Annotated in this window: 20 protein-coding genes and 1 pseudogene; 19 read left to right on the forward strand and 2 right to left on the reverse strand. The window is 66.7% G+C overall.

Translation table 11 applies throughout. The features are described from left to right. The first annotated feature begins 334 nt into the window (after nt 1–334). From ROT00_RS00300 to ROT00_RS00385, 18 genes and pseudogenes are all read left to right on the forward strand, one after another. The gene (locus tag ROT00_RS00300) at nt 335–679 is read left to right on the forward strand and encodes a hypothetical protein (RefSeq protein ID WP_404771454.1); all 345 of its coding nucleotides are present in this window, start codon (nt 335–337) and stop codon (nt 677–679) included. Between the two features lie 370 nt (nt 680–1,049). Beyond that, nucleotides 1,050–1,334: a hypothetical protein gene (locus ROT00_RS00305; RefSeq protein ID WP_404771456.1), complete on the forward strand. Its 285-nt coding sequence runs from the start codon at nt 1,050–1,052 to the stop codon at nt 1,332–1,334. 396 nt (nt 1,335–1,730) lie between these two features. Then, complete coding sequence (locus tag ROT00_RS00310; RefSeq protein ID WP_404771458.1) at nt 1,731–1,973, forward strand: hypothetical protein; 243 nt, start codon at nt 1,731–1,733, stop codon at nt 1,971–1,973. A 113-nt stretch (nt 1,974–2,086) separates the two neighbouring features. Continuing rightward, a complete protein-coding gene (locus ROT00_RS00315) occupies nt 2,087–2,389 on the forward strand; it encodes a hypothetical protein (protein WP_404771459.1) in 303 nt (100 codons plus the stop codon). A gap of 223 nt (nt 2,390–2,612) precedes the next feature. Next, nucleotides 2,613–2,957, forward strand: a complete 345-nt coding sequence (locus ROT00_RS00320; protein ID WP_404771460.1) for a hypothetical protein — start codon at nt 2,613–2,615, stop codon at nt 2,955–2,957. A 229-nt stretch (nt 2,958–3,186) separates the two neighbouring features. Next, nucleotides 3,187–3,792, forward strand: coding sequence for a hypothetical protein (locus ROT00_RS00325; protein WP_404771462.1), 606 nt, complete (start codon nt 3,187–3,189; stop codon nt 3,790–3,792). 72 nt (nt 3,793–3,864) lie between these two features. Next, nucleotides 3,865–4,023: pseudogene (locus tag ROT00_RS00330) on the forward strand (IS5/IS1182 family transposase); the annotation flags it as partial. Between the two features lie 85 nt (nt 4,024–4,108). Further along, nucleotides 4,109–4,675, forward strand: a complete 567-nt coding sequence (locus ROT00_RS00335; RefSeq protein ID WP_404771464.1) for a hypothetical protein — start codon at nt 4,109–4,111, stop codon at nt 4,673–4,675. Nucleotides 4,676–4,901: 226 nt separating this feature from the next. Next, nucleotides 4,902–5,246, forward strand: coding sequence for a hypothetical protein (locus tag ROT00_RS00340; RefSeq protein ID WP_404771465.1), 345 nt, complete (start codon nt 4,902–4,904; stop codon nt 5,244–5,246). A gap of 28 nt (nt 5,247–5,274) precedes the next feature. Then, nucleotides 5,275–5,634 (forward strand): hypothetical protein, encoded by a 360-nt coding sequence (locus ROT00_RS00345; RefSeq protein WP_404771467.1) that lies wholly within the window; start codon nt 5,275–5,277, stop codon nt 5,632–5,634. Between the two features lie 49 nt (nt 5,635–5,683). Continuing rightward, on the forward strand, nt 5,684–5,926 hold the full coding sequence (locus ROT00_RS00350; RefSeq protein ID WP_404771468.1) for a hypothetical protein: 243 nt from the start codon (nt 5,684–5,686) through the stop codon (nt 5,924–5,926). 76 nt (nt 5,927–6,002) lie between these two features. Beyond that, nucleotides 6,003–6,515: a hypothetical protein gene (locus ROT00_RS00355; RefSeq protein WP_404771469.1), complete on the forward strand. Its 513-nt coding sequence runs from the start codon at nt 6,003–6,005 to the stop codon at nt 6,513–6,515. 28 nt (nt 6,516–6,543) lie between these two features. Next, nucleotides 6,544–6,966, forward strand: a complete 423-nt coding sequence (locus ROT00_RS00360) for a hypothetical protein (RefSeq protein ID WP_404771471.1) — start codon at nt 6,544–6,546, stop codon at nt 6,964–6,966. A 19-nt stretch (nt 6,967–6,985) separates the two neighbouring features. Beyond that, entirely contained in the window at nt 6,986–7,513 is a 528-nt protein-coding gene (locus tag ROT00_RS00365; RefSeq protein WP_404771472.1) for a hypothetical protein, read from the forward strand. Nucleotides 7,514–7,704: 191 nt separating this feature from the next. After that, the gene (locus ROT00_RS00370; RefSeq protein ID WP_404771473.1) at nt 7,705–8,454 is read left to right on the forward strand and encodes a hypothetical protein; all 750 of its coding nucleotides are present in this window, start codon (nt 7,705–7,707) and stop codon (nt 8,452–8,454) included. 9 nt (nt 8,455–8,463) lie between these two features. Further along, entirely contained in the window at nt 8,464–9,564 is a 1,101-nt protein-coding gene (dapE, locus tag ROT00_RS00375; RefSeq protein WP_404771474.1) for a succinyl-diaminopimelate desuccinylase, read from the forward strand. A gap of 47 nt (nt 9,565–9,611) precedes the next feature. Further along, entirely contained in the window at nt 9,612–10,814 is a 1,203-nt protein-coding gene (locus ROT00_RS00380; RefSeq protein ID WP_404771476.1) for a hypothetical protein, read from the forward strand. 95 nt (nt 10,815–10,909) lie between these two features. Next, on the forward strand, nt 10,910–11,080 hold the full coding sequence (locus tag ROT00_RS00385; protein ID WP_189084574.1) for a DUF3117 domain-containing protein: 171 nt from the start codon (nt 10,910–10,912) through the stop codon (nt 11,078–11,080). Between the two features lie 143 nt (nt 11,081–11,223). Here the strand turns inward: ROT00_RS00385 and ROT00_RS00390 are convergent, their stop codons facing one another. Continuing rightward, nucleotides 11,224–11,856 carry an O-methyltransferase gene (locus ROT00_RS00390; protein ID WP_404771477.1) on the reverse strand — a complete coding sequence of 211 codons (633 nt, stop codon included), beginning with the start codon at nt 11,854–11,856 and terminating at the stop codon, nt 11,224–11,226. An 86-nt stretch (nt 11,857–11,942) separates the two neighbouring features. On the opposite strand from ROT00_RS00390, the gene ROT00_RS00395 reads away from it, so the two are divergent. Then, nucleotides 11,943–12,335 carry a twin-arginine translocase TatA/TatE family subunit gene (locus ROT00_RS00395; RefSeq protein ID WP_404771478.1) on the forward strand — a complete coding sequence of 131 codons (393 nt, stop codon included), beginning with the start codon at nt 11,943–11,945 and terminating at the stop codon, nt 12,333–12,335. Between the two features lie 100 nt (nt 12,336–12,435). On the opposite strand, the gene ROT00_RS00400 is transcribed toward ROT00_RS00395, so the two are convergent. Beyond that, nucleotides 12,436–13,986, reverse strand: coding sequence for a succinic semialdehyde dehydrogenase (locus ROT00_RS00400; RefSeq protein WP_404771480.1), 1,551 nt, complete (start codon nt 13,984–13,986; stop codon nt 12,436–12,438). Between the last annotated feature and the right edge of the window lie 18 nt (nt 13,987–14,004).

Below are 14,004 nucleotides of genomic sequence, written 5' to 3' on the forward strand. Positions count from 1 at the left end.
GACTGGCTCGAGGGACATTCCTCGACCCTGGCGTGGCCGAACTCACGAGCTCGCCTAATGCTCGCTGGGGTCGGTGCGACGGAGGAGCAGTATCTTGAGTTGATTCTGTGGAACACGAACGGCTCAACGATTCAACGAGACAAGACGGAATAGCGGGTTGCGAAGAGCTGTTCGACTTCTGGTGTTGTTGACGGTTGGCTCCGTCCTGGCAGGGTGTGCAACCGTCCAGGAGGCGCCGGGCTTTGTTCCGCCGATCGTGTGGGAGAGTTCCAAGTTCGCACCGGGCCCGACTGTTCCTGACCCTCCTGCGCGGGTTGTTCTTCTCGAGGATGGAGTGGCTGAGCTCACGAACTTCCCGAAGGGTCGCACGGACGGCGATGAGAAGACCACGTGCTTCGATCCCCAGGGCGGTGAGGTGTACTCGGGCGAAGCGCGCTGGGAGGTGCGGAGCGGGTTTCTCGTGACATTGGCGTTCGAAGAATCGGAAGTGGTGATATCAAGCGGTGCTCAGTTCGGTGAGCAGGACTGGACCGAGATCGGGTATGTGCCGTGCGACGGATCGGTCATCTGGAAGATTGGCTTGGTGTGCGGCGATTCCGGGTACGGGCAGCGTGGCCCGAGCGACTCTCCTCAGGCGGGCGTCTTCCGTGAACGATGCACCGCTGAAGAGTTGGAGTGATGGGAGAACCAGGGACACCACCTCGAATGCTGCCGTCTCCGGTGCACCGCGGCCGAGGTGGAAACGAGCGTGGTGTGGAAGGTGTCGCCCCGGCCGATGTGGTGACGTGGGCGCCGGTGACTCGTTCGAGGGTGTGACGGTGTTCGGGATGCAAGAGGGGCGGTTGGAATGCGGCGGATACAGCTTGGCTCGGCGTCTGCGGTCGCGGGGCAGCTCGGCGATGATGAGGTCGCAGTCGCTCTCACAATCGATGAACTGTCGATGCTCGTAGGAGCGATCAGGGAAACACTCGAGGCAGTCGAGCCGTGGGAGTTTCATACTCGCCTGGGATGGGCACGGGAAGACCTACTTGCTCTGCACAGTCGGGTTCGTGGTCTTCTGCTTGAAGAGCGACATGCCCGCATGGGTAGCGGTGAATGACCCGATGGAACGCAAAACATCGATCGATCTCACTGAAGACGAAGTGCTTGTGCTCTTCGAATGGCTGCACCGCATCAACGAACGCCCTCAAATCGAGTTCGAGGATCAAGCGGAGCAGCGGGCAGCGTGGAATCTGGAGGCGATGCTGGAGTCCGCGAATCCGGCCCTCTTCGCGGGCGACTATAGGGAACGCTTGCAGGCCGCACGTGATCGCATCAGGGACGCCGATGGGTGACCCTGGCCCGCGCGGTTTGCGGCCGGCGGTGCTTTCAGCATTCCTCGGTGCCTATTGGGGTGGACGCGTGGAGTCGTCGGCGGAGGTTGCCGAGCGTCTCGCTTCGTGAGCGCCCAGAAGGAACGCGGTCGCTAGGAGCGATTCCGACAGGACAATGGACGTTGGGCGGGATGTTGGAGGGGAGCCGCTTTGGTGAGTCGTCGAGCTGGGCGCCGTAGCTGGCGAGCGCGACATCCGAATGTGCAGCTGCCGTGGCAGTCGGAAGGCTGGTTTGCTGACTCTCGCGAGGCAACCGAGAATCGCGAGATAGAAGCCGTCGTCGACGCATCCCAGCGGGGGGCGCTCGACCCACGTGGGACTCGTGAGCGACGCCCAGGGCTGGCGTATACGCCCGTGATGCACAACCCCTATGGCGGACTTGTCGTTGTGCTCATCTTGGTGCTCGGCGGGATGTTCTTGCTCGACAGCTTGAGCTCAGATCCGGGATCCGCGTGGGGACTCGCGATCATGCTGTGGGCGGTCGCCATCATTGGGCTGATCATGTCTGTCTGGCGGATTCCTGGCTGGCACCGTGCCCGTGCTGCGGTGCGTCGTCACATTGCCGAGCATGGCGGTGAGATGCCGGACGATCTGAAGTGATATCGGTAGCAGGTCTTCTGCTCGGGGAGCCACTGGCATCGCTGACAAGCCCGTCCGGGTGCCGGCCGGGGGAGTACTGCGAAATCGACGAACTACTGACGGGGAGGTAGCCGGTGGACGTATCAACGCTCTCGTTGGGCCGTTTTCATGAGGCTCTTGGGATTCTGATCGAGCGCTATCAGCGCTTTCATGGCACGGATGAGGTGCGCATCGATTTCGACTACTACTGGAACGTGCCGCGCGGTGAGCGCTATGACCCGACTCAGCAGCCGTCAGGCCTGACGATCGGGCAGCTTTTGGAGGACGCGGACTTCCTGCAGAGCGCGGTGGAGGATCCCCAGGTCACCGGGTATCCGCTCGTGTGGCTGGCGCACCTCATCGAGGCGGCGGGTGTCGCTGCAGATCGAGCGACCTGAGCGGGGCGACACGTCTAGAAGACGGCAAGACCGTCGCTGGCTAGTGCGTCTCGGGGTGGGACATAGTTGATCTCGGGTGGGATGGGGAGTGCTCTTGGCAAACGAACGGCAGACGCGTCGACGAGCGCGAGAGCAGCGCACCAAGGAGCGGCGGGCGGTCGTTCAGCTGCCGTGGGAGGACGAAGGGTGGTTCGCGGACTCTCGGAAGGGGGCTGAGGATCCGGTGATCGAGCGAGTCGTGGACGAGGTTCAGGGCTCAGGGATCGACCCGCGCGGGTATCGCGAGCGTCGATCCGCCGTGGCGTGGAGCCCGGTGATGCACAACCCGTATGCATCCTTGGTTCTCGTTGCAGGGTCCGTGTGGGCAGGGTTTCTCGTTCTCGGTTTCCACGGCACGGGCGATGCGTGGAGTTGGTTCTTTGCGGGTCTGGTGTGGTTCACGGCATTGGTTGTCGCAGTTGTGACCGTGTGGCGGATCCCGAAGTGGCACCGGGCCCGTGCTGCGGTGCGTCGTCACATAGCCGCGCATGGCGGTGAGATGCCGGACGACCTGAAGTGGTACCGCTGAGCGGCATTTCCAACGAGGGAACACGAGAGCCGAGCATTGTTCCCCAAAAGCCGAGGTGGAAGCCATGAAGGACCCGGCTCTTGAAGACCCTGCCCAACCGTCGGTGTGGGAGAACTACGCAGTAGCCCAGACAGTGGCAGCCTCAGGGAAGGGTGGCAGAGGAGCAGCTTTGGAGCAGGGTAGCAACAGCATGCAGCCGCGGCGGCGTCCGGCGCGGTCTCGATCGCTCGTGGTGATCTCCACGGTCATCGCGGTACCGTTCGGGATTCTGTATCTTGGCCGCGTGATTGCTGCCTTTGGCGAATCAGACGCTCGCGGATGGGAAACTGTTCGCGTTTCGGGCGTTGGCGTTCTAGCGCTCTTCGGCGTGTGGTGCCTGATGGTGCTCAGCATGGGAATCCCAAAACTGGTGGGGTATCTCCGCGTCCGATCTCGTCACCCCGAACAGGGCTATCTCGTGCGCAGGCCGCTGGCCTTCCCAGATTCGTTTCGCGCGGTGACAGGGAAGCGTTTGCTTGCCTCGATGGCCGATGAGTTCTTTGTCGTTGCGATAGCCGGCAGCCGTCTCGAGTTCTTTCGCCTCTGGGGACCCGCCGAACCCGTAGCGACTCTGGCGCTGTCCGATATCGAGGAAGTGAGCATTCAAGAGGTCGAGATCCATACCGGGTACGTACAAGCGGTTCAGCTCCGGATCGCCCACACTCATGGCGATGCAGGCTTCGAGATTTCATTTCTGCCCCATCGGCCGTTCCCGCTCGGTACTTCTCCGATGCGTCGAGATGAGCTTGTTGGAGTCTGCGCTGCCTTCAGGCAGCGAATTGCCGGTGCTCGGTAGACCGTTGGTTGAAATCTGCCGCCCCGGCCGACGTGGTTACGTGAGCCAATCGGCAGTGAAAGCAATCGGCGCTACCGCGGCCGCAACGTCGTCGAGCGGTGCTTCAGCAAGCTCAAGCAGTGGCGCGGGATCGCGATGCGCTCAGACAAGACCGCCCGCAACTACCACGCCGGCCTCTGCCTCGCTGCCACCCTGCACTGGATCGCTTCCTGCTTGAGAGACACATCGTGAGCTCATCTGCGAACGGATCGCTCCGCTTCATGCGAATGCCATAAGCTCGATCCCCACGGCTACGTGGTCACGAGAGTTGGCCTCTATGAAGGCGCCCGCAGATCTGCTCATCGACCAGCTCCAATCCGGCTTCCCGACTTACCTCCGATCAGACGTCGAAGTGGCAGCCCGGACGATGGTCCCCGACGTGCGCTACGGAATTCACTTCCGCGAGAACCCAAGCTTCGTAAGCGTGGGCAGCGAACAGTTACGGTTGCCGCTCCGACACGGGTTCAAGCCGCGAACCTTGCCATCAAGCCCCGAGGCAAACGCAACCATCGAAGCTGCCATTGCCGCCCGCCACTATGACGGCTTCGTCAGACAGCGATCGGTGCAGCCGCTGGTCCGCAGCCGCGAGATCTGGACCATCCCCTACATCCTCGAACTGGCATCGGACTATGTGATCGAGATCCTCACCGAACTCGAGGACCACTACAGCGAAATCGACCGCGCCAACCTCCGCCGATACGTTGCCGACAATCCCGCCCACCTCGCACTTGCCACGGCTCGGATCAACAGTTACTGGAACGAGTACTACCGCACGACCACCAAGAACCAGGCGATCAGCACGTATCCAGGTTTCCGACTCCTCACGGCCATCGCCGGCCTCTGAATGGATGCCCGCGACGCAGAATTGGCTTTGGCAACACGTCGTAGTGCGCCTCGGCGTGGGACATAGTTGATCTCGGGGTGGGATGGGGAGTGCTCTCTTGACAGAGGAACGGCTGACGCGTCGACGAGCGCGAGAGCGGCGCACCAAGGAGCGGCGGACAGCCGTTCAGCTGCCGTGGGAGGACGAAGGGTGGTTCGCGGACTCTCGGAAGGCGGCTGAGGATCCGGTGATCGAGCGAGTCGTGGACGAGGTTCAAGGCTCAGGGATCGACCCGCGCGGGTATCGCGAGCGTCGACCCTCCGTGGCGTGGAGCCCGGTGATGCACAACCCGTATGCATCCTTGATTCTCGTCGCGGCGTTCAGCTGGGTTGGGGTGTTCGTTGTCGACAGGGAGGTTGCAGGCGATGTGGGGAGTTGGGTCTGGGCGTGCTTCATGTGGCTTGGGTCCTTGCTGATTCTTGCCCTAACGGTGTGGCGGATCCCGAAGTGGCACCGGGCTCGTGCTGCGGTGCGTCGTCACATTGCCGCGCATGGCGGTGAGATGCCGGACGATCTGAAGTGGTACCGCTGAGCGGGGAGGGGGAACTCCAGTGCGATCGTTGGTTGAGGATGCGCTCGTCGCTGGACTTTTCGACTGGGTCGGTGAAGGCCAGATCATGTACGGCGTGATCAATGAGCTTCGTATCGATGATCCGGACACCCGCGACATCCTGGTTCTCGGGGCTGTCACAGTCCTTCTGGCTGAGGGGTATGCGATTCCAACGACCTATGGAGAACCTTGGTCGGTGGGTACGGGCGAGGCGATCGAGCGGATCGCAACAACTTGGCTGAGCACGAAGGACGGGGTGAGCGATATCGTGCATCTTGACCTGACCGTGAAGGGGCGTGAGAGAGGTGAGGCGATCGCGACCCGTGAAGGCTGGAAGGCGCCGCCGCGTCCGGCGCGGTGGCTCGAGTGATTGCGTGTGGTGAGCCGGGTGGCGCTCCGGCCCGGTTGGAGGGGGAATCTTGAACCTCGATAACTCCGACGATCCGATTTCCACTCGAGAAGCGTTTCTCGCGATGGCGGAGTTCATCTGGCGGTTTGAGCGCCGCGCTGGAGATGACCTCATCACCCTGCTTGCTGATGTTGGGCTCATGCCGGATGGTGGGCCGACCGATCCGGCCGCGTGGGATGACTGGGTGGAATGTGTCGCCTATGTGAAATCGGGGCGGATGCCGCGGTCGATCTGGGGAGACGACTCAGGATGATCCCGTGATAACACGAGCGTTCTGGTCCGAGTTCCGGGGCGCCCTGGGCCGGCTCGCGTCACCTCCTGCTATTCAGATGAGGTACCTGACGGCACTCGGCACTGCGGACATGCTCGATGAGCTTGCGCTCGAGTTTGATTGCTACTTCGTTCCCGTGGCTGGCGAACTGCGGCGGAGGGCTCCGCGCTGCGAGTCTCTGTGCCGGCGTCTTGACGGCATGCTGAGCTCCGACACGCTCGGGTGGTGGTTCGACGATCTCGGCAGCGATGACTGGAATGAAATCCGGTCCCTCGCGGTGGAGGCGGTCGCGGCCTTTGACGAGGCCTACGGTGGGGCTAGCATGGACCGCTTCGATGACGCGGGCTACTCGGGCATCCCTGGCCTGGAGAACCTCTACTTCGAAGACAGCTGGGTGCTGGAGATCGTTCGGCACGCCGACCGGATCGCTGAGCTCCGCGCCGCGGAGCCGAGCGGAGCGACCTGGGACAGGCCGATTCGTCACTTCCTGATCTTCGTGGACAGCGCAGGGGCGTTCGAGGTCGCGGCCGAATCGGTCGAATGGATGTTGGAAGAACCGGTGGCTCGATGAATCGCCAGATACGCCAAGTGGAAGCGCAATGATCGTCAGGTCGTTGAGCTGGTCGCCGTTCCTGGCGTACACGTTTTTGGGTTGCGTGATCGCGGGTATGAGCGTGCTCGCCGTGATCATCGTGGAAGCGATCCGGAACCCGGTCATGCTCTTCTGGGCGATCTTCGTCGGCGCCGGGTACTTCTGCGTCCTCGTGCCCGTGCTGATGCTGGTCGGATCGATCATGATCGCCTGCCGACGGCTCGCTTCGATCGATCGGATGCCGTCGATCTGGCTCGGCGTCATCGGAGGCCTCCTCGGAGGACCGGTCGTGGCCTTGGCTATCTGGTGGCCGGTCACGTTCGAGTTCCCGCCGATCTGGTTTCTGGCGCTCATCACGGTGATCGTCATGGTCGGGTACTGGCGGTATGTGTTCGCGTACGAACGAGCACACCGCCTCAGGCAGAGCTGACCCCGAAGGGCGATCCCGAATGACAAAGCAGTACCTGGCCGAATGGTTCGATGGTCGCGTGCGAACAATGCAGGTGACTGGAAGCTACTTCGCGACGAACCACATCGATGAGATCGCCGGGTTTCCCGAGCAGTCCGGCCTGAAGTCGCTAGCGGCTGAGCTGGTCGAACTGGGTTCGTTGGCTCACCGCCATGGCGGCGGGATCGTTCCGGTTCTGATCATTCCGTTGGGCGTATCCGATGCGCTCGACGCGAACCCGCCGGAGCTGACGCAGGTGTCGTTCGGGACGGAACCACCCTCGTTCTACCTCCTGGAGCCGCGTTACTTCTCGAGTTGGTCCGATCGTGAGGAGTACCGCTCGCCGTATCGAGTGCACCCTGGGGGACGAATTCTGATCGAGTACGTTTGCGGGCGATCGATGCAGATGCGGGAGCAAGGCTGGGAGTACGACCGGATGCTGTTCCTGAGGACCACCAGCGATGGGATCTCGCGCTTTGACTACCGCTCAGACAATCCTCCGACTGCTGGCGGAAGGTCGCCCATGTGAATCGGGTTCTCCGGCGGGGGAGAGCCACAGAATTCGACGAACTGCTCAGTCGGGCAGGGGGCGGTCGAAGGAGTGACGGAGAGCATCTCACGCGCGGGCTCGACGACCGCGTGCGGGAGATGCAGACGACAAAGACGAGGCAGACCGAAGTGAGACCCATGGATCCCCACGGAGAGGCCGTAGGTGGCGCGGTGTCGCCCACCCAGGCGGGCACGGCGGCGTCGAAAACCACAGAGGTACCGACTCCGCCAGACGGCTCAGCCACCGCACACTGGCTGGATTCGCTGCGGCCGGCCGTCTCAGGCGGACGTCGAGCAGCTCATCAGGTCGAGGTCGACGAGTTCTTCCTGCGCGGACGCCGACGGGCAAACGCAGCGGTGGCGGTGCCGCAGTTGGGGCTCGTGCTGCTCGGGATCTGCGTGCTCGTCTGGGAGCTCGCGGGCGGGACCAGTGCCATTCTCGGGATCCCCGCGGCCCTGATCGCGATAGCCACCGTGGGGATCTCGATGATGGCTGCGATCTGGACCGTCCCGATCTGGAACCCGGCGGAGCGCCGGCTCGCCAGACAATACGGCCTGCCCGTCTATCGCGTCGGCTCTGCGCCGTTCAGCCGCACCATGCTCGTCGTCGGCGAGACTGCGCTCGTGGTGCTCGCCGCTGACGGCGCTGTGCACGAGCGGTGGGAGCGGGCGGCAATCGACTCCGTCGGGATCCTGCGAACACGAGCGTCGGTGGTGCTGGTCGTCGCGACGGGCGGGCGCTTCTTCGAGATCTCGGTCTGCCTGCGAGCGTTCGGGCCGGTCGCTTCCGCATGGGCGTTCCATACCCGCTCGGCCCGGCGCGGGCTCGGGCGAGCGATCGAGGACGACCTCGCGCTCGCCGGGTATCCGACGACGGTCGGCGCGCACATCGCCGCGAGCCCGGACGTCCGCCCCCAATAGACTCGGGGGATGCCGGACGTACCCGCCCACCCCGCCCTCGATCTCACTGCGGACTCCGTGACGATCACGCGGGCGATCTGCGACGTCCCGAGCGTCTCGGGCGAGGAAGGGCCGCTCGCCGACCTCGTGGTGCGGGCGCTCGCCGGGGCATCCCACCTGGAGATCATCCGCGACGGCGACGCGGTCGTCGCCCGCACGAACCTCGGCTGCGCCCGCCGGGTCGTCATCGCCGGTCACCTCGACACCGTCCCGATCAACGGCAACGTGCCGAGCCGGTTCGAGACCGACCCCGACGGCACCGAGTTCCTCTGGGGGCGCGGCACCGTCGACATGAAGGCCGGCGTCGCAGTGCAGCTGAAGCTCGCCGCCGAGCTCGCCGAGCCCGTCGTCGACGTCACCTGGGTCTGGTACGACCACGAAGAGGTCTCCGCGGCGCTGAACGGCCTCGGCCGCATCGCGCGCTCGCGCCCGGACCTCCTCGCCGGGGACTTCGCGATCCTCGGCGAACCGTCAAACGGGCAGGTCGAGGGCGGCTGCAACGGCACTCTCCGCGCCGAGGTGCGCACGCACGGCGTCCGTGCCCACTCCGCCCGGAGCTGGGTCGGCGACAACGCCATCCACAAGCTCGCTCCCGCGCTCACGAAGCTTGCCGCCTACCGGGCGGAGACGGTCGAGGTCGACGGTCTCGCCTACCGCGAGGGGTTGAATGCGGTCGTCGTGAACGGCGGCGTGGCCGGCAACGTGATCCCCGACGAGGCGGTGCTCGCGGTGAACTACCGCTTCGCCCCCTCGAAGTCCGCCGCCGAGGCCGCGGCGTTCGTCACCGCCTTCTTCGAGGGCTACGAGGTCGCCATCGTGGATGCCGCGGACGGCGCGAGGCCCGGCCTGGACGACCCGCTCGCGCAGGAGTTCGTGCGCGCGGTCGGCGCGGAGGCGCGGCCGAAGTACGGCTGGACGGATGTCGCCAGGTTCAGCGCGATGGGGGTGCCCGCCGTGAACTTCGGCCCCGGCGACCCGCTGAAGGCGCACGCCGACGACGAGCGCGTCGCCGTGCACCAGATCACCGACTGCGAGCGCGCACTGCGCGCCTGGCTCAGCGGCACCGTCTGAGGCATCCGATGCCGGTGTCCGCCACTCCGTCGCCAGAGACGGTCAGAGTGTCGCGGTGGTCGCCGCGCGTGCGCTGGCGGCTCCTGCCGTGGTGGGGGCGCGTCGCCCTCATCTGGGTCGCCGCGCGCGCCGTCACGACCGTGTTCGTGCTGATCTTCGCCGACGGCCAGCTCGCGAACGCGTGGACCGGTGCGAAGCCCGACCTCTTCGCCTTCTCGAACCTCTGGGATGCCCGCTGGTACCAGATCATCGCGACGAGCGGCTACCCGAGCGAGCTGCCGCTCGACGACGGCGGGCACGTCGCCGAGAACGCCTGGGCGTTCCTGCCGGTGTTCCCGGCGCTGGTGCGGGGCGTGACCTTCCTCGGCGTCGGCTGGAACGTCGCCTCGGTGCTCGTCGCGTTCGCCGCGGGCCTCGGCGCCGCTCTCGTGCTGCACCGGCTGCTGTCCCGCTTCCTCGAGCCCGACCGCGCGATGTTCGCGATCGTGCTGTTCGCGGTCGCGCCCGTCTCGCCGATCATGCAGTTCGGCTACGCGGAGTCGCTCGGCGCCCTGCTGCTCGCCGTCGCCCTGCTCCTCCTCGTCGAGCGGCGATACGGATGGCTCGTGCCGGTGCTCGCGGTGTGGGCGTTCACCCGGCCGGGGGCGCTCGCCTTCGCGCTCACCCTCGGGTTGCACTTCATCGTGCGCTGGTGGCGGCGGCGCGACGACCCGTTCCCGCTGCGCGAGCAGCTCGTCGTCATCGGCGTCGGGCTCTTCGCCGCCGCGGTCGGCTTCGCCTGGCCGGGCGTCGTGTGGGCGGTGACGGGCGACCCGGCCGGCTACACGGAGACGGAGCTGGCCTGGCGCGCCGGCTACGTCGGGCATCAGGAGCTCGTGCCGTTCACCGCCTGGTTCCAGGGCGGGGCCTGGTGGGCGCACTTCGTCGGGCTCCCGGCGTGGATCGGCATCGTCGGCGTCGTCGCGCTGATCGGCGCCGTCGCCGTCGTGCTGCTGCTGCCCGCCGTGCGACGGCTCGGCACCGACATCCGCCTCTGGCTCGTCTCCTACGCGCTCTACCTGCTCGCCGTGTTCTTCCCCCAGTCGAGCACGTTCCGCATCGTGATGCCGATGTTCCCGCTCGTCGGTGCGCTCGCGGTGCCGCGCGCCCGGTGGTACCGCTGGAGCCTCGTCGTCGTGTTCCTCGCGCTGCAGTGGGTGTGGCTGCATTTCTGCTGGGCGGTGTCGGTCTACGACTGGAGTCCGCCCTGACGCGCGAGTGAATTCTTCACACAACTCGCCCGGGATTTCCGAAGGACTCCTGACATGGCAGATAATAGAAGCTCAGCCACGAAAGGGGTAACTCAATGGCGGCTATGAAGCCACGCACCGGAGACGGGCCGATGGAGGCTGTAAAAGAGGGGCGACTCATCATCGTGCGTGTGCCGCTCGAGGGCGGGGGACGTCTCGTGGTGTCGGTCAACGACGCCGAGGCGAAAGAGCTGTACGACGTGCTCGGGGGCGTAGTCAACGTCTGAGACGCGTCGAGCCGGGTGCCGATGACGCACCCGCGGCTCAGCGCCACGAGAGAGGCCCGAGCGCAGCAGCGCTCGGGCCTCTCGGCGTCTCGGGCTCAGGAGCGCTCTGGCTCAGGAGCCCTCGGGCTCAGGAGTTCTCTGGCTCAGGAGCCGAGGCGCACGATCTGGAGCAGGCCGTCGCCGACCGGCGAGATCGCCGTCGCGACGGCGGGGGATGCCTCGAGCTCGGAGATGAGCGAACGGAACGCGGTCGCCGTGTCGTCGCGCTTCGCCGGATCGGCCACGCGACCGCGCCAGAGGGCGTGCGCGACGACGACGCTGCCGCCGGGACGGGCGAGTCGGAGGCCGTGCTCGACGTACTCGATCACCGAGGCGGAGTCGGCGTCGACGAAGACGAGGTCGTAGGAGCTCTCGTTCATGCGGGGGAGCACCTCGCTGGCGCGGCCCGTGATGAGCCGGATGCGCGCCGCCTGCACGCCGGCGTCGGCGAAGTGCTGCCGGGCGTGCTGCTGGTACTCGGTCTCGGTGTCGATGGAGGTGAGCATCGCGGCGCGTGCGTGCCGGAGCATCCAGAGCCCGGACACCCCCACACCGGTGCCGAGCTCGATGATCGCCTCTGCACGGCTGGCGGCGGCGAGCAGGGCGAGCTGCGCCCCGACCGCGGGCGAAACCGGGTCGATGCCGAGCTCGAGGGACTGCTGCCGGGCGCGGACGATCGCGTCGCTCTCCACGACGGCGTCGTCGACGTACTTCCAGTTCAGGTCGTGTTCGGACACTTCCGGTCTCCCGCTCTCTCAACCCCCAAGGATAGGGGTGGCCGCCGGGTGTGCTCGTGCGCCTCGCCGCCGACTATCCTGTATGAGTGTTCGGTCTGACGTTCGAGAAACTCCTCATCATCGGGGTGATCGCCGTCTTCCTGCTCGGCCCGGAGCGCCTGCCGCACTACGCGGCCCAGCTGGGGCGGCTCGTCCGCTCGCTGCGCGACCTCGCGAGCGGTGCGAAAGACCGGATGCGCGAGGAGATGGGCCCCGACTTCGACGACGTCGATTGGAAGAAGCTCGACCCGCGCCAGTACGACCCGCGCCGCATCATCCGCGAAGCGCTGTCCGACGTCGATCCCTTCGCGGAGGAGGCGCCGAAGCCGGTCGTCGCCCGCGCCTCGGTGAACGAGAACTCCGCCTACCTGCAGCGCAAGCGCAAGCGCGAGGCCTTCGGCGCCGACGAACCGGCGCCGTTCGACTCCGAAGCGACCTGAGCCGGGGCGCAGGGTTGCCTGCCTGCGCCGCCTGCCCGCACTGAGCTGAGCTGAGTGGCGCTGCTCGGTGCCGCCTGCGCCGTGCTGCGGCCCCGCCGGCTCAGCGGCGGCGCAGCGCTGCCAGCCCGCGCGCGAGCAGGAGCAGCAGCGGCGCCTGCTCCCGGTACTCGTGCGCCCAGCGCGGCAGCTGCAGGAGCCCCGTCGTCGCCGACACCGTCACCGGCTCGACGAAGCGCAGCAGGCCCTCGGGGCCGTTGCGCCGTCCGACGCCGGACTGCTTCTGCCCGCCCATCGGGGCGTCGACCGAGGCGAAGGTGCCGCGGTAGCCCTCGTTGATGTTCACGCTGCCCGCCTCGAGCCGGTCGGCGATGCGCTGGCCGCGGGCGACCGAGCCCGTGAAGATCGCCGCGTTCAGGCCGTACTCGCTCGCGTTCGCCGCCTGCACCGCGTCCTCCTCGCTGTCGACGAGGTAGAGCGAGGCGATGGCGCCGAACGTCTCCTCGGCGTACACCCGCATGTCCGGGGTGACGCCCGTGATGACGGTCGGCTCGAAGAACCACGGGCCGATGTCGGGTCGAGGCTTCCCGCCGACGAGCACGGTCGCGCCCTTGGCGACGGCGTCGTCGAGGTGGGCGGTGACACGCTCGAGCTGCGCCGCGGAGGCCAGCGAGCCGAAGTCGGCCTCGAACCCGAGCGCCGAGCCGAGCTTCGCCGCGCCGAGCTCGGCGACGAGCGCCTTCTGGAACGGGCCGGCCACGGCGCGGTGCACGTAGATCCGCTCGATCGAGACGCAGAGCTGCCCCATCGCCGAGAAGCAGGCGTGGGCGGCGTTCGCGGCCGCCCGCTCGGGGTCGACGTCGTCGAGCACGATGAGCGGGTTCTTGCCGCCGAGCTCGAGCGAAGCGCCAACCAGGCGGCGGCCCGCCTTCTCCGCGATCTTGCGGCCGGTGGCGGTCGAGCCGGTGAAGCACACGTAGTCGACCTCGTCGGTGAGCGCCTCGCCGACCTCGCCCGCCGGTCCGGCGACGACGGCCCAGAGCGCCTCGGGCACGCCCGCCTCGACGAAGGCGCGGCGGAGGGCGAGGATCGACAGCGCGCCCTGGTCGTCGGCCTTCTGCACGACGGCGCAGCCGGCAGCGAGCGCCGGCACGACGTCCATCGCGGCGAGGCTGAGCGCGTAGTTCCACGGCGTGATGACGCCGACGACGCCCTTCGAGCGGTAGCGCACGCGGGTGGTCGCGACGGTCGGGATGCCGCTGCGCCGGCGCCGCCCGCGGAGCACCCGCTTGGCGGAGAGCGCGTTGTACCGGGTGACCGAGGCCGCCTCGAAGATCTCCTCGAAGCCCTGCCCGCGGGTCTTGCCGCTCTCGAGCTGGATGAGGTCGAGGAGCAGTTCGCGGCGCTCGAGCAGGAGGTCGTGCGCCCGGAGCAGCACCGCTCGACGGTGGGCGAAGCCGGCGCGGGCCCAGGCGAGCTGCGCGAGCCGGGCCCGCGACACGGCGTCGCGCACGTCGTCGGCACTCGACTGCGGCAGCTCGTGGAGCGTCTCACCGGTCGAGGGGGTGGGCACGGGGCGGGTAACGGAGCCCGAGGCGACCACATCGTCGTCGAGGCTCGCGTACAGGGCGTCGAAGGCCGTCTGCGCTGGCATGCGCACAGTCTAGGTCAA

This window comes from Agromyces mediolanus, assembly GCF_044917495.1.
Taxonomy (GTDB): Bacteria; Actinomycetota; Actinomycetes; order Actinomycetales; family Microbacteriaceae; genus Agromyces; species Agromyces mediolanus_B.

Bases quoted from the DNA above. Each gene is read 5' to 3' on its own strand.
- ROT00_RS00335 (WP_404771464.1), top strand. From the start codon at position 4,109: ATGAAGGCGCCCGCAGATCTGCTCATCGACCAGCTCCAATCCGGCTTC.
- ROT00_RS00310 (WP_404771458.1), top strand. From the start codon at position 1,731: ATGCACAACCCCTATGGCGGACTTGTCGTTGTGCTCATCTTGGTGCTC.
- ROT00_RS00400 (WP_404771480.1), bottom strand. From the start codon at position 13,986: ATGCCAGCGCAGACGGCCTTCGACGCCCTGTACGCGAGCCTCGACGAC.
- ROT00_RS00360 (WP_404771471.1), top strand. From the start codon at position 6,544: ATGATCGTCAGGTCGTTGAGCTGGTCGCCGTTCCTGGCGTACACGTTT.
- ROT00_RS00365 (WP_404771472.1), top strand. From the start codon at position 6,986: ATGACAAAGCAGTACCTGGCCGAATGGTTCGATGGTCGCGTGCGAACA.
- dapE (WP_404771474.1), top strand. From the start codon at position 8,464: ATGCCGGACGTACCCGCCCACCCCGCCCTCGATCTCACTGCGGACTCC.
- ROT00_RS00385 (WP_189084574.1), top strand. From the start codon at position 10,910: ATGGCGGCTATGAAGCCACGCACCGGAGACGGGCCGATGGAGGCTGTA.
- ROT00_RS00355 (WP_404771469.1), top strand. From the start codon at position 6,003: ATGAGGTACCTGACGGCACTCGGCACTGCGGACATGCTCGATGAGCTT.